The 17,403-nt window shown below is 68.2% G+C and carries 19 protein-coding genes, 1 tRNA gene and 1 other RNA gene; 13 read left to right on the plus strand and 8 right to left on the minus strand.

The window, feature by feature from the left end; translation table 11 throughout:
• Position 1 precedes the first annotated feature (1 nt).
• The 4 genes from AC1DP3_RS03280 to AC1DP3_RS03295 all read right to left on the minus strand — a co-directional run bounded on the left by AC1DP3_RS03280 (position 2) and on the right by AC1DP3_RS03295 (position 1,945).
• On the minus strand, positions 2 to 805 hold the full coding sequence (locus AC1DP3_RS03280; protein WP_477291247.1) for a DedA family protein: 804 nt from the start codon (positions 803 to 805) through the stop codon (positions 2 to 4).
• Positions 806 to 888: 83 nt separating this feature from the next.
• Positions 889 to 970: transfer RNA gene (locus tag AC1DP3_RS03285), tRNA-Leu, on the minus strand.
• Positions 971 to 1,038: 68 nt separating this feature from the next.
• Complete coding sequence (locus AC1DP3_RS03290; protein ID WP_477291249.1) at positions 1,039 to 1,260, minus strand: PLDc N-terminal domain-containing protein; 222 nt, start codon at positions 1,258 to 1,260, stop codon at positions 1,039 to 1,041.
• 58 nt (positions 1,261 to 1,318) lie between these two features.
• A complete protein-coding gene (locus AC1DP3_RS03295; protein ID WP_477291251.1) occupies positions 1,319 to 1,945 on the minus strand; it encodes a response regulator transcription factor in 627 nt (208 codons plus the stop codon).
• Between the two features lie 244 nt (positions 1,946 to 2,189).
• Here AC1DP3_RS03295 and AC1DP3_RS03300 point away from each other — a divergent pair, with 244 nt between their 5' ends.
• The 8 genes from AC1DP3_RS03300 to AC1DP3_RS03335 all read left to right on the plus strand — a co-directional run bounded on the left by AC1DP3_RS03300 (position 2,190) and on the right by AC1DP3_RS03335 (position 8,851).
• Positions 2,190 to 4,157: a hemagglutinin gene (locus tag AC1DP3_RS03300; protein WP_477291253.1), complete on the plus strand. Its 1,968-nt coding sequence runs from the start codon at positions 2,190 to 2,192 to the stop codon at positions 4,155 to 4,157.
• Between the two features lie 215 nt (positions 4,158 to 4,372).
• Complete coding sequence (locus tag AC1DP3_RS03305) at positions 4,373 to 5,527, plus strand: CpaF family protein (protein WP_477291255.1); 1,155 nt, start codon at positions 4,373 to 4,375, stop codon at positions 5,525 to 5,527.
• Positions 5,524 to 6,381 (plus strand): type II secretion system F family protein, encoded by an 858-nt coding sequence (locus AC1DP3_RS03310; protein WP_477291257.1) that lies wholly within the window; start codon positions 5,524 to 5,526, stop codon positions 6,379 to 6,381. The genes AC1DP3_RS03305 and AC1DP3_RS03310 overlap by 4 nt, the downstream gene beginning before the upstream one ends.
• Positions 6,378 to 7,310: a type II secretion system F family protein gene (locus AC1DP3_RS03315; RefSeq protein ID WP_477291259.1), complete on the plus strand. Its 933-nt coding sequence runs from the start codon at positions 6,378 to 6,380 to the stop codon at positions 7,308 to 7,310. Before AC1DP3_RS03310 ends, AC1DP3_RS03315 begins: the two co-directional genes overlap by 4 nt.
• Before the next feature lie 25 nt (positions 7,311 to 7,335).
• The gene (locus AC1DP3_RS03320; RefSeq protein ID WP_477291261.1) at positions 7,336 to 7,527 is read left to right on the plus strand and encodes a hypothetical protein; all 192 of its coding nucleotides are present in this window, start codon (positions 7,336 to 7,338) and stop codon (positions 7,525 to 7,527) included.
• A gap of 4 nt (positions 7,528 to 7,531) precedes the next feature.
• Positions 7,532 to 7,951, plus strand: coding sequence for a TadE/TadG family type IV pilus assembly protein (locus tag AC1DP3_RS03325; RefSeq protein WP_477291263.1), 420 nt, complete (start codon positions 7,532 to 7,534; stop codon positions 7,949 to 7,951).
• On the plus strand, positions 7,926 to 8,417 hold the full coding sequence (locus tag AC1DP3_RS03330) for a TadE family protein (RefSeq protein WP_477291265.1): 492 nt from the start codon (positions 7,926 to 7,928) through the stop codon (positions 8,415 to 8,417). Before AC1DP3_RS03325 ends, AC1DP3_RS03330 begins: the two co-directional genes overlap by 26 nt.
• A 5-nt stretch (positions 8,418 to 8,422) precedes the next feature.
• Positions 8,423 to 8,851 carry a pilus assembly protein TadG-related protein gene (locus AC1DP3_RS03335; protein ID WP_477291267.1) on the plus strand — a complete coding sequence of 143 codons (429 nt, stop codon included), beginning with the start codon at positions 8,423 to 8,425 and terminating at the stop codon, positions 8,849 to 8,851.
• Positions 8,852 to 8,867: 16 nt separating this feature from the next.
• Here the strand turns inward: AC1DP3_RS03335 and AC1DP3_RS03340 are convergent, their stop codons facing one another.
• On the minus strand, positions 8,868 to 10,121 hold the full coding sequence (locus AC1DP3_RS03340; RefSeq protein WP_477291865.1) for an MFS transporter: 1,254 nt from the start codon (positions 10,119 to 10,121) through the stop codon (positions 8,868 to 8,870).
• Between the two features lie 140 nt (positions 10,122 to 10,261).
• Here AC1DP3_RS03340 and prfB point away from each other — a divergent pair, with 140 nt between their 5' ends.
• From prfB to smpB, 4 genes are all read left to right on the plus strand, one after another.
• Positions 10,262 to 11,371, plus strand: coding sequence for a peptide chain release factor 2 (prfB, locus tag AC1DP3_RS03345; RefSeq protein WP_477291269.1), 1,110 nt, complete (start codon positions 10,262 to 10,264; stop codon positions 11,369 to 11,371).
• Between the two features lie 66 nt (positions 11,372 to 11,437).
• The gene (gene ftsE / locus AC1DP3_RS03350; RefSeq protein WP_477291271.1) at positions 11,438 to 12,592 is read left to right on the plus strand and encodes a cell division ATP-binding protein FtsE; all 1,155 of its coding nucleotides are present in this window, start codon (positions 11,438 to 11,440) and stop codon (positions 12,590 to 12,592) included.
• On the plus strand, positions 12,589 to 13,503 hold the full coding sequence (gene ftsX / locus AC1DP3_RS03355) for a permease-like cell division protein FtsX (protein ID WP_477291273.1): 915 nt from the start codon (positions 12,589 to 12,591) through the stop codon (positions 13,501 to 13,503). Before ftsE ends, ftsX begins: the two co-directional genes overlap by 4 nt.
• 74 nt (positions 13,504 to 13,577) lie before the next feature.
• The gene (gene smpB / locus AC1DP3_RS03360) at positions 13,578 to 14,054 is read left to right on the plus strand and encodes an SsrA-binding protein SmpB (RefSeq protein ID WP_477291275.1); all 477 of its coding nucleotides are present in this window, start codon (positions 13,578 to 13,580) and stop codon (positions 14,052 to 14,054) included.
• 77 nt (positions 14,055 to 14,131) lie between these two features.
• Here smpB and AC1DP3_RS03365 read toward each other — a convergent pair whose 3' ends face one another.
• The 3 genes from AC1DP3_RS03365 to AC1DP3_RS03375 form a co-directional block, all read right to left on the minus strand.
• Positions 14,132 to 15,427, minus strand: a complete 1,296-nt coding sequence (locus AC1DP3_RS03365) for an HNH endonuclease signature motif containing protein (protein ID WP_477291277.1) — start codon at positions 15,425 to 15,427, stop codon at positions 14,132 to 14,134.
• A gap of 102 nt (positions 15,428 to 15,529) precedes the next feature.
• On the minus strand, positions 15,530 to 16,198 hold the full coding sequence (locus tag AC1DP3_RS03370; protein ID WP_477291279.1) for an SIMPL domain-containing protein: 669 nt from the start codon (positions 16,196 to 16,198) through the stop codon (positions 15,530 to 15,532).
• A 25-nt stretch (positions 16,199 to 16,223) separates the two neighbouring features.
• Positions 16,224 to 16,859, minus strand: a complete 636-nt coding sequence (locus AC1DP3_RS03375) for a hypothetical protein (protein WP_477291281.1) — start codon at positions 16,857 to 16,859, stop codon at positions 16,224 to 16,226.
• 158 nt (positions 16,860 to 17,017) lie between these two features.
• On the opposite strand from AC1DP3_RS03375, the gene ssrA reads away from it, so the two are divergent.
• Positions 17,018 to 17,387: a transfer-messenger RNA gene (ssrA, locus tag AC1DP3_RS03380) on the plus strand.
• The last annotated feature ends 16 nt before the right edge of the window (positions 17,388 to 17,403 follow it).

Consider the following 17,403-nt stretch of genomic DNA (forward strand, 5'->3'; position numbering starts at 1 on the left):
TTCAGGGCTTGGGGGGCGCTCCGGCGTCGTGCTCGGTGCCGCCCTCGTGACGGTGCTCCGGGCCCCGGTCGAAGACCTCCGGGTCGAGCACGAGGTGGCGCGCCTCGTCTGCGTCCACGACCACGTCCTCGCCCGCGGCCGCTTCCTTCTTCGCCTTCGAGCGTTCGCGCAGGTAGTGCCACACGGTCACGATCGCGGTGCCGCCGACGGCGGCGAGCAGGATGAGGTCGATGTACTCGGCGACCAGGTTGCCGATGAAGGGGATGAAGCCGAGAAGGTATCCGAACATCGTGAGACCGAAGCCCCACAGCATCGCGCCGATGAAGTTGTAGAGCGTGTACTTGCCCTTATGCATGCGGCCGACGCCCGCGGCGACCGGCGTGAACGTGCGAACGACGGGCACGAAGCGGGCCACGATGACGGTCAGGCCCCCGTATCGCTGGAAGAACGAGTTGGTGCGCTCGACGTTCTTGACGCTGAAGACCCCGGATTCCTTGCGCTCGAAGATGGAGGGGCCGCCCTTGTAGCCGATGACGTATCCCACTTCACCGCCGATGAACGCGGCGAGGGCGATCAGGAGCGCCACCCACCAGACGCTGACGCCGAACACTCCGTTCGGGTACTGCTCGGTCGGGTGCGAGAGCAGCCCCGAGATCACGAGCAGCGTGTCACCGGGGAGGAGGAAGCCGATGAGGAGCCCCGTCTCGGCGAAGACGATGAAGCACACGACGAGGAGTGCCCAGGGGCCGGCCCAGCCGATGATGGCGGCCGGATCCAGCCAGGGGATGAGGGCGATGTGCTGCACGAGGGGGTCCCGTCGGTCGGATCGGTCGGCGGTCAGGATGCGAGTGCGTGATGTTGGTGCTCGTGGTGATGCCGGAGACACCGTGCGGAAGGTGGGACTTGAACCCACACGCCCGAAGGCACAGGAACCTAAATCCTGCGTGTCTGCCGATTTCACCACTCCCGCGAGGTGGGATCAGTCTACTGAGCGACCTGACGGTCGGCTGAGGGGGTAACCCCCGAAACCCGTGGTGGTCAGCGGCTCTCGTGCTTGACGCCGAAGAGGAAGTACGCGGCAGGGCCGAGCCAGTTGATGAAGAGTGCCGGCACCCACATCCACTTGCTGCCCTTGACCTCCTCGTCGCTGCGGTGCCAGAGATCCCACGCCGCCAGGAAGGCGAAGGCCGCCTGCAGGATGCCGAGGATCGTCACCCCCGCTCGAGCGCCACCACTCAATCGGCGATCCATGTGCGTCATGACTCTCCCTCCGGCCGTTCTGACCATCGTGCCATTCCCCGTGGCTGGGGGCCAGATGTCAGGCCAGTGCCGCGTTCGCCCGTACCGCCAGGGCGACCGCCTCGACGCGTGAATGCACGCCCAGCTTCTGCAGCAGGTTCTGCACATGCGCTCCCACGGTCTTGACGCTGATGCCCAGGCTCGTCGCAACCTGCTTCTGGGATTGACCCTCGGCGATGAGAGTGAGCACCTGGCGTTCCCGCTCCGTCAGCGCTGACATCCTGCGAAAGTCCACGGTCGCGCTCCTGCTGCGACTGCCATTGCCAGTGCCCCGTGTGCGGTCGACGAGGCGGCGCACGCGCGCGACGAACTCATCGGCATCCATCGATTCCGCTGCGTAGTCGTCGGCGCCCACGAGCAGACCGGCCACCACATCAGCCGGCGATGTGCGGTCGGCCGAGACGAGCACGACCGGCAGATCCGCACCGAACCGGTCTCGCAGTTCGCGCAGCAGCTCGCACCCGCCATCCTCCACCTCGAGGATTGCGACCGCGGGGGGCCGCAGGCGAAGGGCCGCGGAGGCATCCGCCGCGCGGCTGAACGAGTCGGCATCCAGGCCCAGACGCTTCAGAAGCGCAACGTAGTCGGGTCGCACAGGCTCGCCTGTCACGACCAACGCGTACGCGTCATCGCCCTCGATGCTCACGTCTGGTCCCCAGCGCCGCGTTGCATGGGCTGCCCGCCCTCGCGACATCTTCGCTGGGTGTCTTGCCCACACCCGGATGTCGCCTCCCCGCAGCACTCACATCTTAGGACCGGCACACGTCCCAGAACAGGGCATGCCCTAGGGAGTTCTCCCCGGTTCTCCTCAGGATTCGCCCGATGGTCGGCCCCCGACAGCGCTCATAGCGTGGAGCCGAACCCGCTGGGGGTACGAAAGGGGACTCACTATGTCCACATGGACGCGGCGGCGCGCGCTCGCCGCAGGAGCGGCGGGATGTCTCGTCGTAGCAATAGTCATGGGCGGAGCCAGTGCGGCGACAGCCGCGGACGGCCCGTGGGATGTCACAGGCACGGCAGGCACCGGGACGATCCCGGACGCCGGAGTCGCCAATAACCTGGACGATGCTGAGGGCAACGTGAAGGAGCTCGGCCCGCTCAACTCGAACACGACGAAGATCGGCGTCATCCACAACGATGCCGCGCCCACTCTCGGATTCACCAATCCGAACGCTCAGGTCGACCTGCGTCAGGCATGGCTCGACATCAAGCGGGAGGGCGGCAAGGACTGGCTCTACTTCGCGTGGGAGCGTGACAACAACACCGGCAGTGGTTTCATCGCCTACGAGTTCATGCGGAACGCCGCTCCCGTTGCGTGCGGCACCTACGACACCACCACCCAGGCGCTCACCGACCAGTTGATCGCAAGCTGCAATCCCTGGGCGAATCGGCAGGGCGGGGCGCCCGCCTCGGGAGTGAATCCCGCCGTGCCGGGCGACTTCATGATCCTCTGGGATCAGCAGGGAAGCGGGCTCGACCTGTATCTCCGGATATGGAGCGGTACGGCACCGAACCTGGTCCTGGGCGCGCCGATCGCGCTCAACGCCGCGACATCACAAGCCGCGATCAGTGCAGACGGGTTCCGTGGTGAGGCGGCCGTCAACCTGACGGACACGATCTTCGGCGGCGCACTCCAGTGCCTGTCGTTCGCCAACACCATTCCGAGCACGGTCACCGGCAACTCGGACACCGCGGACTACAAGGACACGATCCTGCAGACGATTCCGCCGATCAGCAACTGTTCGACGACGACGACGACCACGCCCCAGACGGGCGCGGGCGTTGACATCGTGCCGGCGGACGGCATCTCGATCGGTACCGGCGTCGCGTCGGTGAAGGACTCCGCCTACGTCACCCTGGTGGGGGCCACATCAGGTACCCCGGGGGGGACCGTCGCGTTCTCGCTCTGCAAGCAGGACACCGGTTCGTGTACGACGGGAGGTACGCCCGTCGGCTCGACGGCTGTCACGGCCACGGCGTATCCGTTCACTGTCGTCTCGCCGACCGCGTACGTCACCTCAGCCGGCCGGTACTGCTGGCGCGCGGTGTATGACGACGGCAACGCGAACAACGGCATCGGCAATTCGAGTGACTCGAGCATCGGAGAGTGCTTCACCGTCAATCCGGTGACACCCACTCTGTCTACCACCGCGGGTGCCGGGGGCAACCTCGGCGGCACGGTGTCCGACTCCGCCACGCTCGGCGGCACCGCGACGCAGCCGGCGAGCCCCGTCATCAACCTCACCGGTACAGGCGGTGCTGCAGCCGGAGGGACGATCACCTTCAAGCTGTACGGGCCGAACAACTGCACCACGCTGGCGTACACGTCGCCGACAGTGGCGGTGAGCGGGAACAGCACCTACAACACACCCGCGCCGCAGTTCCAGCCCACGCTGGCCGGAACGTACCACTGGGTGGCCGAGTACAGCGGGAACCTGCCGAACACCAACGCCAAGACCCACAATGCCGCGTGCACGGACTCCAACGAGGATGTGACGATGACCTCGGTGCCCTCGACGCTGACCAGCGCCCAGCGCTGGGTGCCGAACGATTCGGTGACCATCACGGCTCCGGCCGGAACTGGCAACCTCGCAGGCACGGTGTCGTTCGAGCTCTTCGCGAACAACACCTGCACGGGTACCGCGCTGTACAGCCTCACGAATGCGGCTGTGACGGGTGCCTCGCCACAGACGGTGTCGACGGCCAACACCACCACGGCGGTGGTGACGGCCACCGGGTCGTACTGGTGGAAGGTGAGCTATACGAGCACCAACCCGGCGCAGCGGAGTATTCAGGCCAGCTGCAACGAGACCACCGCCCTGACGATCGGAAACGGACCGTCGGTCAGCAGCCAGTGAGATAGGCACAGCATGGCGCACGATGGCCGGGGCCTCCCCGGCCATCGTCGTCCCTGCCGGGAAACCTAGAGAGCATCCCGTCGGCGTTCAGAGCGGGGATTCCCTCGCGTTTGTCTCGCTCCGCGGCTCCGCGGGGGCGCGTCATCCTGTGGGGTCGAGACCGGGATTGTGGATAACTTCCGGGTGTCAATCACGCGGCGGGCGAGGATGCTCGGGTGCATCTCGCTTCCGGACCGACCGCCACCGCCACGGCAGTTGCCGAGCGCGTGCGCGAGCGCCTGCGTGCGGAGCGCTCCGACCCTGCGCGTGATCCGGAGTTCGCGGCCCAGGTCGCCCGGGCGGAGGTGCAGCGGCACAACGATTTCGCCCTCGCCCGGGGCCTCAGGCCGGTCGACGACGAGGCGGCGTGTGTTCGGGAAGTTCTCGCCGCGGTGGCGGGCTACGGTCCGCTGCAGCCGTACCTCGACGATCCGACCATCGAAGAAGTGTGGATCAACGCTCCGGACCGTGTCTTCGTGGCTCGCGGCGGAGTCTCGCAGAGACTGCCGCTCACGCTGACCGATGCCCAGGTCCGCGACCTCGTCGAACGCATGCTGCACGCCACCGGACGACGAGTCGACCTGTCGCAGCCGTTCGTGGACGCCTCGCTGCCCGACGGCAGCCGCCTTCACGTCGTCATTCCGGATATCACCCGGCGCCACTGGGCGGTCAATGTCCGCAAGTTCCTGCCCGCGTATCGCGATCTCGACCGACTGGTCAGCGCGGGCTCCATCGCCGAGGACGGTGCCGCCATCCTGCGGGCGGCGATGTCCGACGGACGCAGCATCCTGGTCTCTGGCGCCACTCATGCAGGCAAGACCACCCTGCTGAGCGCGCTGATCGCGGCCGCACCCAGCCACCACCGCATCGTGACCGTCGAGGAGACGTTCGAGCTGGCTGTCGACGCGGCCGACATCGTGGCGCTGCAGGGCCGTCAGCCGAGCCTGGAGGGCACGGGTGAGGTCTCGCTCCGCCGCCTTGTCAAAGAAGCGCTCCGCATGCGGCCCGACCGGCTCGTGGTGGGGGAGGTCCGGGACGCCGAGGCGCTCGACCTCGTCCTCGCACTCAACACCGGCGTCCCCTGTGCGGCGACGATCCACGCGAACTCCGCGCGGGAGGCCCTCGGGAAGCTCTGCGCGCTGCCTCTGCTCGCCGGGCGCAACATCGACGCGGGGTTCGTGCAGCCGGCGGTCGCCGCATCCGTCCACCTCGTCGCACACTGCGAGCGTGACGAGTCGGGGCGGCGCCGGATCGTCGAGATCGTCGAGCCGACGGGCCTCGGGACCTCGGGCGTCGAAGCGCGCACTGCGTACCGCGGTGGGTCTGAGTGACCGTCTTCTGGGGCGCGGTCCTCGCGGCCGGTCTGCTGCTGACCGTCTCGCCCTGGGTGTGGCCGGCACGCGCCGAACGGACCCCCTCGCGAGCGGATGGCGCCATCGCGAGGCTTCTCGAAGAGGCCGGTCTCGCTCATGTGGCACCCGGCTTCTTCATCGCCGCCTCAGCTGCCTCGGCGGTCGTGCTCGCCGCGGTCGCGTGGCTGATGGTGCCCGTCCCCGTCCTGGCCGGGGTCGCCGCGGTTGCGGGCTCGCTCGCGCCACTGGGCTGGCTGCGCGCACGACGCGGCCGTCTTCTGCGCACGCGCCGCGCACTCTGGCCCGACGTGTGCGATCTCCTCATCGCCTCTGTGAGGGCGGGGATGTCGCTCCCCGACGCGGTGTCCGGCCTCGGCGACTCCGCGCCCGCTCCGCTGCGCCCGTCGTTCGCCGGGTTCGCTCGCGACCTCGCCGCATCAGGGCATTTCGACTCGAGCGTGCAGGGGCTCAAGGCGATGCTGGGCGATCCTGTGGCTGACCGCATCATCGAGACGCTCCGGATGGCTCGCCAGGTGGGCGGCACGGAACTCACTCCGGTGCTGCGAGCGCTGGCTGCGTCGGTGCGCGCAGATGCCTCGCTCCGCGCCGAGGTCGAGGCGCGCCAGTCCTGGATCAGGGGTGCCGCCGTGCTCGGTGTGGCGGCACCGTGGATCGTGCTCGCGCTCCTCGCGATGCGACCGGAAGGGGCGGCTGCCTACGGAAGCCCCGAGGGGATCACGCTCATCGTCGCCGGTGCGGCGCTCTCCTTCGTCGCGTATCGCATCATGCTTCGACTCGGACGTCTGCCCGAGCCCCGCAGGTGGTTCGGGTGACCCCGTTCGCGATGACGGACGCAGCTCTCGCGGTCGTTCTCGGCGGCGCGCTCGGGTTCGGGGTCTGCCTGCTCCTGTCGCTCGCTCCGCGGTGGGGTGCGCCCACGCTCGCCCGCCGGATCGCCCCCTATCTCCGCGACATCACCGACCCTCGGGGCGTGACGCCAGCCCACGCGGCGCGCATGGTCGACCCCCGCTCCTTGTGGAACAGCGCCGCGGAACGGCTCGGACACGCGCTCGGAGGTTCTCTGTCCATCGAGCGTCGCCTGCGCCAGGCGGGTCGGGTGACGGATGCCTCATCCTTCCGTGCCCGCCAGCTCGGGTGCGCCGTGGTCGGTGTCGGCGCGGGTGGGGTGGCCGTCGTCCTGCTCATCCTCGCGGGCCGGGCATCCGGGGCTCTCGTGCTCCTGCCACCGCTGATGGCCTTCGCGGCCGCTGCGCTGTACGACTACGCGCTGACTCGCGCCGCAGCGGCACGGATCGCCCGCATCGAAGAGGAGCTGCCCACGGTGCTCGAGTTTCTCGCCCTCTGCCTTTCGGCAGGAGAGGGGATCCTCGACTCGCTGCGGCGGGTGTCTCAGGTAGGGGCGGGCGAGCTGACCGCCGAACTGCGCGGGGTCGTGCTGGCGGTGGGAACGGGCTCCTCGCTCTCGGAGTCGCTCACGACGGTGTCGACGCGGCTGCAGATCCCCGCGCTCTCCCGGGCGATCGACCAGCTGGTCGCCGCGATCGACCGAGGCGCGCCGCTCGCCCACGTCCTCCACTCGCAGGCTCTCGACGCTCGGGAGGACGCCAAGCGCCGGCTCATCGAACGGGCCGGACGCAAGGAGATCTACATGCTCATCCCACTCGTCTTCCTCATCCTTCCCCTGAGCATCCTCTTCGCGGTGTTCCCGGGAATCTTCATGCTTCGCCTCGGAATCGGCTGACCCCTTTGGGTCGGAAGGAGAAATCATGCTGCACACCCTCATCTCCCGGATCGGAGCGCGTCTCGCGCGCACGGTGGAGGACGAACGCGGTGACGTGCCCGGCTGGGTGCTGATCACGCTCATGACGGCAGGGCTCGTCGTGCTGATCTGGGCCATGGCGGGCCCCGCCCTCTCGGGACTGTTCGAGCAGGCGATCCAGCGAGTGTCGGGGTTCTGAACGGATGACCTTCGCCGCCCGTCTTCGCCGACGGCTCGGTGCCGTCCTCGACGACGAGAGCGGCGCCAGCCCGGTCGAGTTCGTCCTGGTGGGAACCCTCCTCACCGTGCTGACGCTCGCTGTGCTGCAGCTCGGCCTGGCGATCTACGTGCGCAACGTGCTGCACGATGCCGCCGTCGAAGGCGCGTATCACGCGGCGCTCGCCGATACCTCGCTCGCGGACGGTGTGCGGCGTACGACCGAGATCGTGAGCCGGACCGTCGGAGGTGAGTACGCGGGGGATGTGCGGGCGGTCGAGGTCGCGCACCGCGGCGATCCCACCGTCGAGCTGACCGTGCGTGCGCCCTTCCCACTCGTGGGACTTCTCGGCATTCCGCGGATGCTGGAGGTGACAGCCCATGCACCGCTCGAGTCCTTCGACTGATCGGCGGGCGCCCCGGCTGGGACTGCGCACCGACGATTCCGAGCGCGGGTCGGCGGCACTCGAGTTCATTCTCGTGGGACTGGTTCTCCTGGTGCCTCTCGTCTATCTCGTCGTCGCGCTCGGACTGATTCAAGAGCAGGCTCTCGGCGCCGAGGCCGGTGCGAGGCACATCGCACGCACCGTGTCGACCTCCTCGGGCGTCGTCGAGGCGCGCGAGCGCGCGGATCGGGTTCTGCAGGCCGTGGTGGAGGAGTACGGGATGGATGCGGCATCCGTCCAGCTCTCGCTGAGCTGCGTGCCCGCGGGCACGACCTGCCCGGATGCCGGTGCCACCCTCGTCGTGACGCTGCGCACGCGGGCGCCACTCCCGCTGATCCCGCCGATCCTCGGGCTCGACAGCATCGCGAGCATTCCCGTCGAGGCGTCGTCGGGGCAGAAGGTTTCGCGCTTCTGGGGTGCGCAGTGACCCGGATGCGCACGCGAGCGCCCGGCCGCGGGCCCGACGACGAGGGAAGCGTTCTGCTGTTGACCCTCGGGTACGCGATCCTCGCGATCGTCGCCGTGCTGATCTGCGTCGATGCGACGAGCCTGTACCTCGCGCAGAAGCGCCTGGACGGACTGGCGGATGCCGCCGCGCTCGCCGGCGCGGACGGCTTCACGCTCTCGGTGGTCGAAGGCGACGCCCGGGCTGAGCTCGACTCGGCCGGTGTTCGCGCCCAGGCCGAGGCGCTGCTGCTCGGCGTCGGGGGAGATGCGGTCCTGGTCTCTGCGGGCACCCCCGATGGCGTATCGGCGCGGGTCACCGTCGCGGGGTCGTGGCGTCCGCCCGTCCTGACGCTCTTCGTCCCCGAGGGTGTCGCCCTCCGGGCGACCGCGACGAGCCGGACCGCGCTGCGCTGATCGCGCGGCTGCGCCTCTACTCCGACGCGGCATCCTCAGGCATGCCCCCGCGCGGCACGAAGCGCGGCACCCATCGCACGAACGCGACGGCGCCGAGCAGGCCCAGGATTCCGATCGCTCCCGTTGCCGCGGCGAGAGTGGTTGCCGCTGCGATCGCGGACACGAGCAGCGGTGCCACCGCGCCCCCGGCATCCGACAGCGTGCGCCAGGAGCCGAGGAACGGCGCAGGGTCGGCCTTCGGTGCCACATCCGCACCGAGAGTCAGCAGGATGCCGCTCGACAGGCCGTTGCCGACGCCGAGGACGGCGGCGAACATCGCGAACCACATGGCGGCGGAATCGAGGTCGCGCGTGAACGCCAGAGCGAGAAAGCCGGCGCCCATCAGGATCATCGCGGGAAGCGCCGCCCACAGCCTGCCGAAGCGGTCCATGACCTGCCCGCTCGCGTAGAACAGTGCGAAGTCGATGGCCCCGGAGATGCCGACGACGAGCGCGATCGTCTGTGCGTCGAGCCCGATCGAGACGCCCCAGAGCGGCAGGACGACTTGCCTCGCGGATCTGACAGCCGAAAGGGATGCGGCGGCCACGCCGAGGCGCGAGAGAACACGGCGGAAACGCCACATCGTACGGAAGACGCCTTCGCGTCCTGTGTCGCCGCCGAGCGCGCCTGTCGGGATCGATCCGGTGACCGACTCGCCCGTGTCCTCGGCGAGAACGGGTTCGGACGCGGGGAGAGGCAGCTTCTCCGGATCGGGACCCAGCAGCACGAGCAGCACGCAGGCGATCAGGCATCCTGCGAAGAACCACACCGTCGCTCGCTCGTCGCCGAAGAGAGTCAGCAGTCCCACCGCGATGAACGGCCCGATGAACATGCCGAGCCGGAAGGTGCCGCCCAGCAGAGACAAGGCTCGCGCGCGGAACGCGAGTGGAACCCGCGTCGCCATGAACGAGTGACGCGCCAGCCCGAAAGCGGCCGCGCACACTCCGATCAGGAACACGGATGCCGCGAACACTCCGAGGACAGGAGCGAAGGCGAGGGCGACGGCACCCGCAAGGGCGACGCATCCGGCAATCGCCATGGTGAGGCGCTCTCCGATGCGTGCGACCGCCCATCCCGCGGGGATGTTGCCGCACAGCTGGCCCACGACGAGTGCCGACGCGACGAGGGCCGCGGTCGCCACATCCGCCCCGAGCTGTGAGGCGATGACGGGGATCAGGGGGATCACCGCACCCTCGCCCAATGCGAAGAGAACGGTAGGTCCGTAGATCATCGGTCCGAACCGCCACAGCACGTCGCTCGCGCGCGGAGGGGGAGGGCTGGAACTCACCGATCCAACGCTACTGGTCGGACCCGGGGTGAACAGGATCGAGGATGCTGGGGTTGCCGGCATCCGCGCTAGTCTGGACTGTCATGCTCGAACTCGATCTAGCCGCCGATATCGAGGCGCTCCGTTCCACCTTCGCCGACATCAAGTCCGTCGTGGACGTCGAGGCTCTCGCCGCCGACATCGCCCGGCTGAGCGAGGAGGCGGGGGCTCCCGACCTCTGGGACGACGTCGACAAGGCGCAGAAGGTCACGAGCTCGCTGAGCCACCGGCAGTCCCAGCTCAAGCGGATCACCGACATCGAGCAGCGCCTCGATGACCTGGACGTGCTCATCGAGCTCGCCGTCGAGATGGACGACGAGGATTCCGCCGAAGAGGCGCGCCGCGAGCTGGCCGAGCTGGAAGACATCGTGGGCGAGCTCGAGGTGCAGACCCTCCTCGACGGCGAGTACGACGACCGTTCGGCGGTCGTCACGATCCGCTCAGGCGCCGGCGGCGACGACGCCACCGACTTCGCCGAGATGCTCATGCGTATGTACCTCCGCTGGGCCGAGCGTCACAAGTACCCCGTGAAGGTCATGGACACGTCCTACGCCGAAGGCGCAGGAATCAAGTCCGCGACGTTCGAGATCACGGCTCCCTACGCGTACGGCACGCTCTCGGTAGAAGCGGGAACGCATCGTCTTGCACGCATCAGCCCGTTCGGCTCCGCCGACAAGCGCCAGACGAGCTTCGCCGCCGTCGAGGTCATCCCCGTCATGGAGGAGGCCGTCGAGGTCGAGGTGCCCGAGGGCGACATCCGCGTGGACGTCTTCCGCTCCTCCGGCCCGGGCGGACAGTCGGTCAACACGACCGACTCCGCCGTGCGCATCACGCACCTCCCGACGGGCATCGTCGTCTCGATGCAGAACGAGAAGTCGCAGATCCAGAACCGCGCCGCGGCCATGCGCGTCCTCCAGACGCGCCTGATGCTGCTGCAGCGCGAGGAGGAGGCGGCGAAGAAGAAGGAGCTCGCGGGCACGATCACCGCGAGCTGGGGCGACCAGATGCGCTCCTACTTCCTCTACGGCCAGCAGCTCGTGAAGGACCTGCGCACCGGCTACGAAGTGGGAAACCCCACTCCCGTCTTCGACGGGGACATCGACGGCTTCATCGCCGCGGGTATCCGCTGGCGCAAGCGTAAAGACGACGACTGAGTTCCGTCGATCCCGGCGGGTGTCGCTGGGACGGTCATGGGCTGCCACGCATAGGCTCGTGGAGCCATGATCCGGTTCGAAAACGTCACGAAGCGCTATCGCGGCACGGCGAAGCCCGCTCTGCACGAGATCGACTTCGAGGTGACCCGCGGCGAATTCCTGTTCCTCGTGGGCGCGTCGGGTTCGGGCAAGTCGTCGTGCCTGCGGCTCATCCTCCGCGAGGAGACGCCGTCCGACGGCCGTGTGGTGGTGCTCGGTCGCGACCTCAAGACGCTCGCCAGTCGGAAGGTGCCGTATTTCCGCCGGCACATCGGCTCGGTCTTCCAGGACTTCCGCCTCCTGCCGGCCAAGACGGTCTTCCAGAACGTGGCCTTCACGCTCCAGGTCATCGGCTCATCGAATGCGTTCATCCAGCAGGCGGTGCCCGAGGTGCTCGCTCTCGTGGGCCTCAAGGGAAAAGAGCGTCGCTTCCCGCATGAGCTGTCGGGTGGCGAGCAGCAGCGCGTCGCGATCGCACGCGCGCTGGTGAACAGGCCTCAGGTGCTGCTCGCAGACGAGCCCACGGGAAACCTCGACCCCGCGACATCCGCTGACATCATGCAGCTGCTCGCCCGCATCAACGCGGGCGGAACCACCGTCGTGATGGCGACGCACGAGGCGGGCTTCGTCGATCAGATGCAGCGCCGCGTGATCGAGCTGAGCAACGGCGAGATGGTGCGCGACGAGCGCCACGGCGGCTATGGCGACACGTCCGGGCTCCCGAGCCTCGCGCCCGAGCCCGCCCGCGGTGCAGCGGCCGTCGCTGCGCTCACGGCGGTGCTGGAGCTGCACCGCGAGATCGTCGAAGGCGGCACAGTCGACTCGGCGTCGGTGGATGCGGCGATGGCCGTCGCGGCGGCCTCTGCCGAGAGGGACGACACATCGACGGATGGCGAGTCCGAGGGCGAGCCGCCAGCCCCAGCGCCGGTTGCGCTCCTCGCGTCCGCAGAATCCGAGGCGGCGCGCGAAGCCGAGAGTCAGGCCATCGAAGCACCCGATGCCAGCGAGACACCGGCGGCGCCTGCCTCTCCGAAGACGGTGGACGTTGCCCCCGTCCGCCCCCGCACCGCCCCGATCCAGGTCGTCGAGGAGCTCGAACTTGACGTGGCGGAACTCGGGCTGGCCGACAGGCTGGGCCTGGGCGAGGTCGACCCGGACGACGAAGTGGGGCCGACGTCGTGAGAGCTGGCCTCATCCTGTCCGAGGCTCTGACCGGCCTGAGACGGAATGCCTCGATGGTCGTGTCCGTCGTGCTGGTGACATTCGTGTCGCTGACGTTCGTGGGCGCGGCGATCCTCATGCAGATGCAGATCGGCACGATGCGGGACTTCTGGGCCGACCGAGCTCAAGTCGCGATCTACATGTGCACGACGGTCTCGCAGACGGCCACGTGCACCGACGGTGCCGCGACACAGGAGCAGATCGACGCCGTCCAGGCCAAGCTCGACGGCGACGCCCTGGCCCCGCTGATCCGGACCGTCGAGTACGTCGACCACGACCAGGCGTATCAGGAGCTGCTCGACCTGGTCGGCGAGGAGGCGGCGAGCGTCGTCACCCCGGAGCAGGTCAATCAGACCTTCCGCGTCAACCTGATCGACCAGACGCAGGCGGACGTGATCATCGAGGCCTTCCGAGGCATGCAGGGCGTCGAAGAGGTGAAGGACCAGCTCCAGTATCTGGAACCGCTCTTCTCAGCTCTCACCGTGGCGACGTACATCGCCGTCGGCATAGCCGCGCTCATGCTCGTCGCGGCCGTGCTGCTCATCGCCACGACGATCAGGCTGTCTGCCTACGCGCGGCGGCGAGAGCTCGGCATCATGCGGCTGGTCGGGGCGTCGAACCGGTTCATCCAGACGCCCTTCATCCTCGAGGGTGTCTTCGCGGCGCTCATCGGTTCTCTGCTCGCGAGCGGCGCCGTGCTGGTGGGCGTCCAGTTCGGAATCAATCAGTACCTGCGCAGCCGTGTCGACTTCGTGACCACGTGGGTGGGACTCGAGGAGGCCTGGACCGTGGTGCCGATCCTCATCGTCATCGGGATCGCTCTCGCCGCGGTCTCCGCCGGGTTCGCGATTCGCCGCTGGCTTCGCGCGTGACCTGGTCCGCGAGATAGACTGATGGGCTGCCGCACGCACTGCGCGGCATCCGTCGAAGCAGGAGAGAAGTCGTCATGCCCAAGGAGCGCGGGGAGAAGGTCGTCGCGACCAATCGTCGGGCGCGCCATGAGTACACGATCGAGAAGACCTACGAGGCGGGTCTGGTCCTGACAGGCACCGAGGTGAAATCGCTCCGCGAGGGTCGTGCCAATCTGTCGGACGGCTACGCCTACATCGATGGAGGAGAGGCCTTCCTCGACTCGGTGCACATTCCCGAGTACTCCCAGGGGCACTGGACCAACCATGCGTCGAAGCGCACCCGCAAGCTCCTGCTGCACAAGGAGGAGATCATCAAGCTCTCGCACGCGATCTCTGCGGGCGGTTACACCCTGGTGCCGCTGAAGCTCTACTTCTCCGATGGTCGGGCGAAGGTCGAGATCGGTGTCGCGAAGGGCAAGCGGGAGTTCGAGAAGCGTCAGACGATCCGGGAGCGCGAAGACAAGCGCGAGGCCGAGCGGGCGATGCGCTCGAAGAACCGCCTGGGCGAGTAGTTCTCGAGAGCGGATGCTGGGCCCTCGGCGCCGGACCCGGGCGTGGCCGACGTTCGGAGCAGCGCGGACGCAGGCGTTCAGAACGGTGGGACCGAGTCGTCGGGCACTGGTGAGCTCATCCGGAACACCGGGACCCGCCGTTCGGGTTGCACGACGTATCGTCGCCCGGTGGGGGAGATCCACTCCACCGCTCCACCACTGTCTTCTATCTGCCTGACGGCCCAGTCGCCGTGATGTTTGACGGTGTGGTGGCCCTTGCAGAATGGCGCATTGTTCTCGAGCGAGGTCTCACCGCCGAATTGCCAGTCGATCTGATGGTCGATTTCGCATCGCGAGGCGGGCATTCCGCATCCGGGAGCCATGCATCTGTCAGCGCGCCACTTGACCAGCCGGCGAAGCATCGCGGGCGGACGATACTGGTCGCGCCCTACCGACAGCACCATCCCCGTCTCGGGGTGAGTCAGGACCCGCATCCACAGGCTCTCACCGCCGCAGAGGTCCTTCGCCACAGAGAGCGGGATCGGGCCGACTCCCTCGACCAGGGCGGGATCAGCGGTGCCGCCCGGCTCGTGCTCGAGCAGTGACAGGACCGGCACGGTGACGACGACCTGCGCGCGAATGCCGCGAGCCTCGGAGGGGATGGCATCGGTCACCCCATCGATGAGGAGGTCGCAGAGCACGTCGGCGCGCACCTGATCGAGGGTCCGCGTCTCGCCATCGCCGCCGACGATCGCTTTGGCGAACGCGGTTGCGCGATCGAAGATCGCCTGGAGCGCGACGTCGGGCGCGCGAAGCAGGAGCTCGCCCACTCCGTCGTAGCCGCGCTCGATGGCGACGCGACGCGTCTGGAGGGCGGCCTGATAGCGCTCCTCGAGCGTCGAGGCCTGGACGGTTGCGATCAGGGTGCGCAGCGCCCGCCGGAAGGTGCCGACCGGCTCGGCCTCGGCCAGTTCGAGTGCTCGGTCGGCGACCTGCTTGCTCAGCTCGGGCATCAGCTGACCGAGGTCGTCGACCAGGATCTCGGCGTGCTTCGGTGTGATGTCGGCCCGGTGGAGGGAATCCAGCACGCGCGGATAACGCCGCACGAGTGCCTCGGCGTGCACGATCATCCGGCCCGCGGAGTATTCGGTGATGCGCATCGCCGCGGCGAGTTCGAGCCGTATCGACCTTTCGATGATCTCGGTGGTCGCGGATCCTCGGCCCTCGGCATCCTCGAGCAGTTCTCGTCGCATCGCATCGACGCGGATCAGCCGCTCAGCGGCGAACACCGACTCCATCGCCGCCGCTTCGACAACGAGGTCAACCGCGTCGGGCACCGGCGGCCGCTCGTCGTCCCACTCCACGGGGGAGGTGTCGAAGGGATCGCCGGTCATGATCCGACTCTAGAACAAACCTACGACATCGCCGCTGGGCCACAGCGCGCGGATCAGTGCGCGAAACCTGCCCGTCGCGTGTGCAGCGAGTGGCCAGGTGCCTCAGCGAGCGGCGAACCGCGCCTCGACGGCGGCCGCCACGATGATGTCTTCGGGCTGGAACTCCACCGCCGGGCCGCCGCCCACATCGGCCGCGAACGACGCCGACTTCAGCATGCGCGCCATGGGCGCGGGGCCTGGTTCGTCCCGGCCCAGCAGACCCACATCCGCGACCTCCACGGGGGTCACCGACGACAGCCCGATCGCTCGGGCGTAGGCGCTCGCACGCTCCACCGCCACGCGCACCGCCTCGGTGGCGACATCCGCTTCTGCCTGCTTGGCGGTTTCACGGGTCAGGCGCCACTCGATGGCATCGATCTGGAGCCCGTCCCGCTCCGAGACATCCGTGACCCACCACGACAGCGCGGCGAAGTCGGTGAACACCGCGGAGAACTCGACCGAGGCGTAGTGCACGAGCGAGAGCTGCTTGCCCTCCGCATTCCAGGGGCGGTTGGCCCACACGGCGACCCGCTGGCTGGACCACTCCCGAACCCCGCCCTGCTCCTTGCGCGCCGCGAGGTCGGCCCGGAGCGGCTCGGCCAGCGTCGAGATGCGCTCGACCACTCCGCCGCGGTCTGGGCCTTCGGCTCGCACGGACAGACGCACCACCCCCTCCTCGGGGGCGACGCGGGCTTCGTGCTCGCCGCGCACGGCGATGACGACTTCACTCATGCGGGGACTCTACGCGAGGGCGCCGTCACTCGGGCTCATCGGGCGCCTTCACAGAGGCGAGATCGGCCTTCGTCATCGCCCACCGCACGTCATCGTCCGTGAAGAGGTAACTGTCTCCGTAGCCCTCATCATCCGCCCATCCGTCCGCGCTCGGCATGGCAAGGTACATGCCCTCAGGGGCGTCGATGCGTTCGTACCCCTCGCCGATGAGGGACTCCTGCGCTGCGGCGGCACTCGATGCGATGGGCGACCATGCGAGGTCGATCAGGTTGTCCGTCGGAATGTCAGGCGACTCGCCCCACCGGCAGAGGAGCTGACCGACCGGGGCCCCGCCGGGGAACCGGTCGAAGGGGCGGGCACCGATGGTCTGGTCCTGCGTCTCCCACGAGACCCACCCGTTCTGCGCCGCCAGCGCGCGGAACTCTGCCGTGGACGTCGTCTCGCAGGTCGCCGTCACCATCGAGGGTGTCGGGCTCGGGGACGCGGTCGGAGGCGTCGGAGCAGGGGAGGTGTCGGCCGGGACGCTCGATGCGGGCGGGGCGGAGGGCGCCGGGCTTGCCGCCGGATCGCCCTGTGTGCTGGCGAAGAGCCAGACGAGAAGCCCGACGACGACGCCTACGCCGATGACGGCGCCGATGATCGCCCAGCCTCTCCTACTCACCCTCACACGGTATCGGGAGCGAGCCAGTCGGACGGGAATTCAGGATGTCGAGGATCCGTTGTATTCTGATGTGCTCGGATGTCACGGCATCCGTTGCGGAAAACTCAACAGCGTGACAACGGCCCTTCGCAAGGAGGACACCTCGATATCGAGGGCACGGGGATGATCGGTTTCGACATCGCCTGCGAATCTGCGAGAAGCGGGCCGAGGATGCAGGGTTATCTCGAAAACGATCTCTGCAAAAACATAATTGCCGATGCAAATCGCAATGACTTCGCCCTCGCTGCGTAAGCGAGCTCGATAGTCCGTCAGACCGTGGGTGATCCCGACACGGTTCCTGGCGTCATCTAGGGATCTTGCTGTGTGACGGCGTCTGGACGTCACGCGGGACTCTTCCCAGGCTGGGCTCGTCGACTTAGGTGTCTGTGACAAAGGTCGGAGCCGAGTAGAACGTCTGCACAGACTGCGCCCGGAGAAGACGCAGTATCTCAGCGATGGACGGGGGTTCGATTCCCCCCATCTCCACCACGCCGTTGTCACGGAA

The organism is Microbacterium sp. P5_B6, from assembly GCF_056400345.1.

Bases quoted from the DNA above. Each gene is read 5' to 3' on its own strand.
- AC1DP3_RS03290 (WP_477291249.1), bottom strand. From the start codon at position 1,260: ATGACGCACATGGATCGCCGATTGAGTGGTGGCGCTCGAGCGGGGGTG.
- AC1DP3_RS03300 (WP_477291253.1), top strand. From the start codon at position 2,190: ATGTCCACATGGACGCGGCGGCGCGCGCTCGCCGCAGGAGCGGCGGGA.
- AC1DP3_RS03320 (WP_477291261.1), top strand. From the start codon at position 7,336: ATGCTGCACACCCTCATCTCCCGGATCGGAGCGCGTCTCGCGCGCACG.
- AC1DP3_RS03325 (WP_477291263.1), top strand. From the start codon at position 7,532: ATGACCTTCGCCGCCCGTCTTCGCCGACGGCTCGGTGCCGTCCTCGAC.
- AC1DP3_RS03330 (WP_477291265.1), top strand. From the start codon at position 7,926: ATGCACCGCTCGAGTCCTTCGACTGATCGGCGGGCGCCCCGGCTGGGA.
- AC1DP3_RS03335 (WP_477291267.1), top strand. From the start codon at position 8,423: ATGCGCACGCGAGCGCCCGGCCGCGGGCCCGACGACGAGGGAAGCGTT.
- AC1DP3_RS03340 (WP_477291865.1), bottom strand. From the start codon at position 10,121: ATGATCTACGGACCTACCGTTCTCTTCGCATTGGGCGAGGGTGCGGTG.
- prfB (WP_477291269.1), top strand. From the start codon at position 10,262: ATGCTCGAACTCGATCTAGCCGCCGATATCGAGGCGCTCCGTTCCACC.
- ftsE (WP_477291271.1), top strand. From the start codon at position 11,438: ATGATCCGGTTCGAAAACGTCACGAAGCGCTATCGCGGCACGGCGAAG.
- smpB (WP_477291275.1), top strand. From the start codon at position 13,578: ATGCCCAAGGAGCGCGGGGAGAAGGTCGTCGCGACCAATCGTCGGGCG.
- AC1DP3_RS03365 (WP_477291277.1), bottom strand. From the start codon at position 15,427: ATGACCGGCGATCCCTTCGACACCTCCCCCGTGGAGTGGGACGACGAG.
- AC1DP3_RS03370 (WP_477291279.1), bottom strand. From the start codon at position 16,198: ATGAGTGAAGTCGTCATCGCCGTGCGCGGCGAGCACGAAGCCCGCGTC.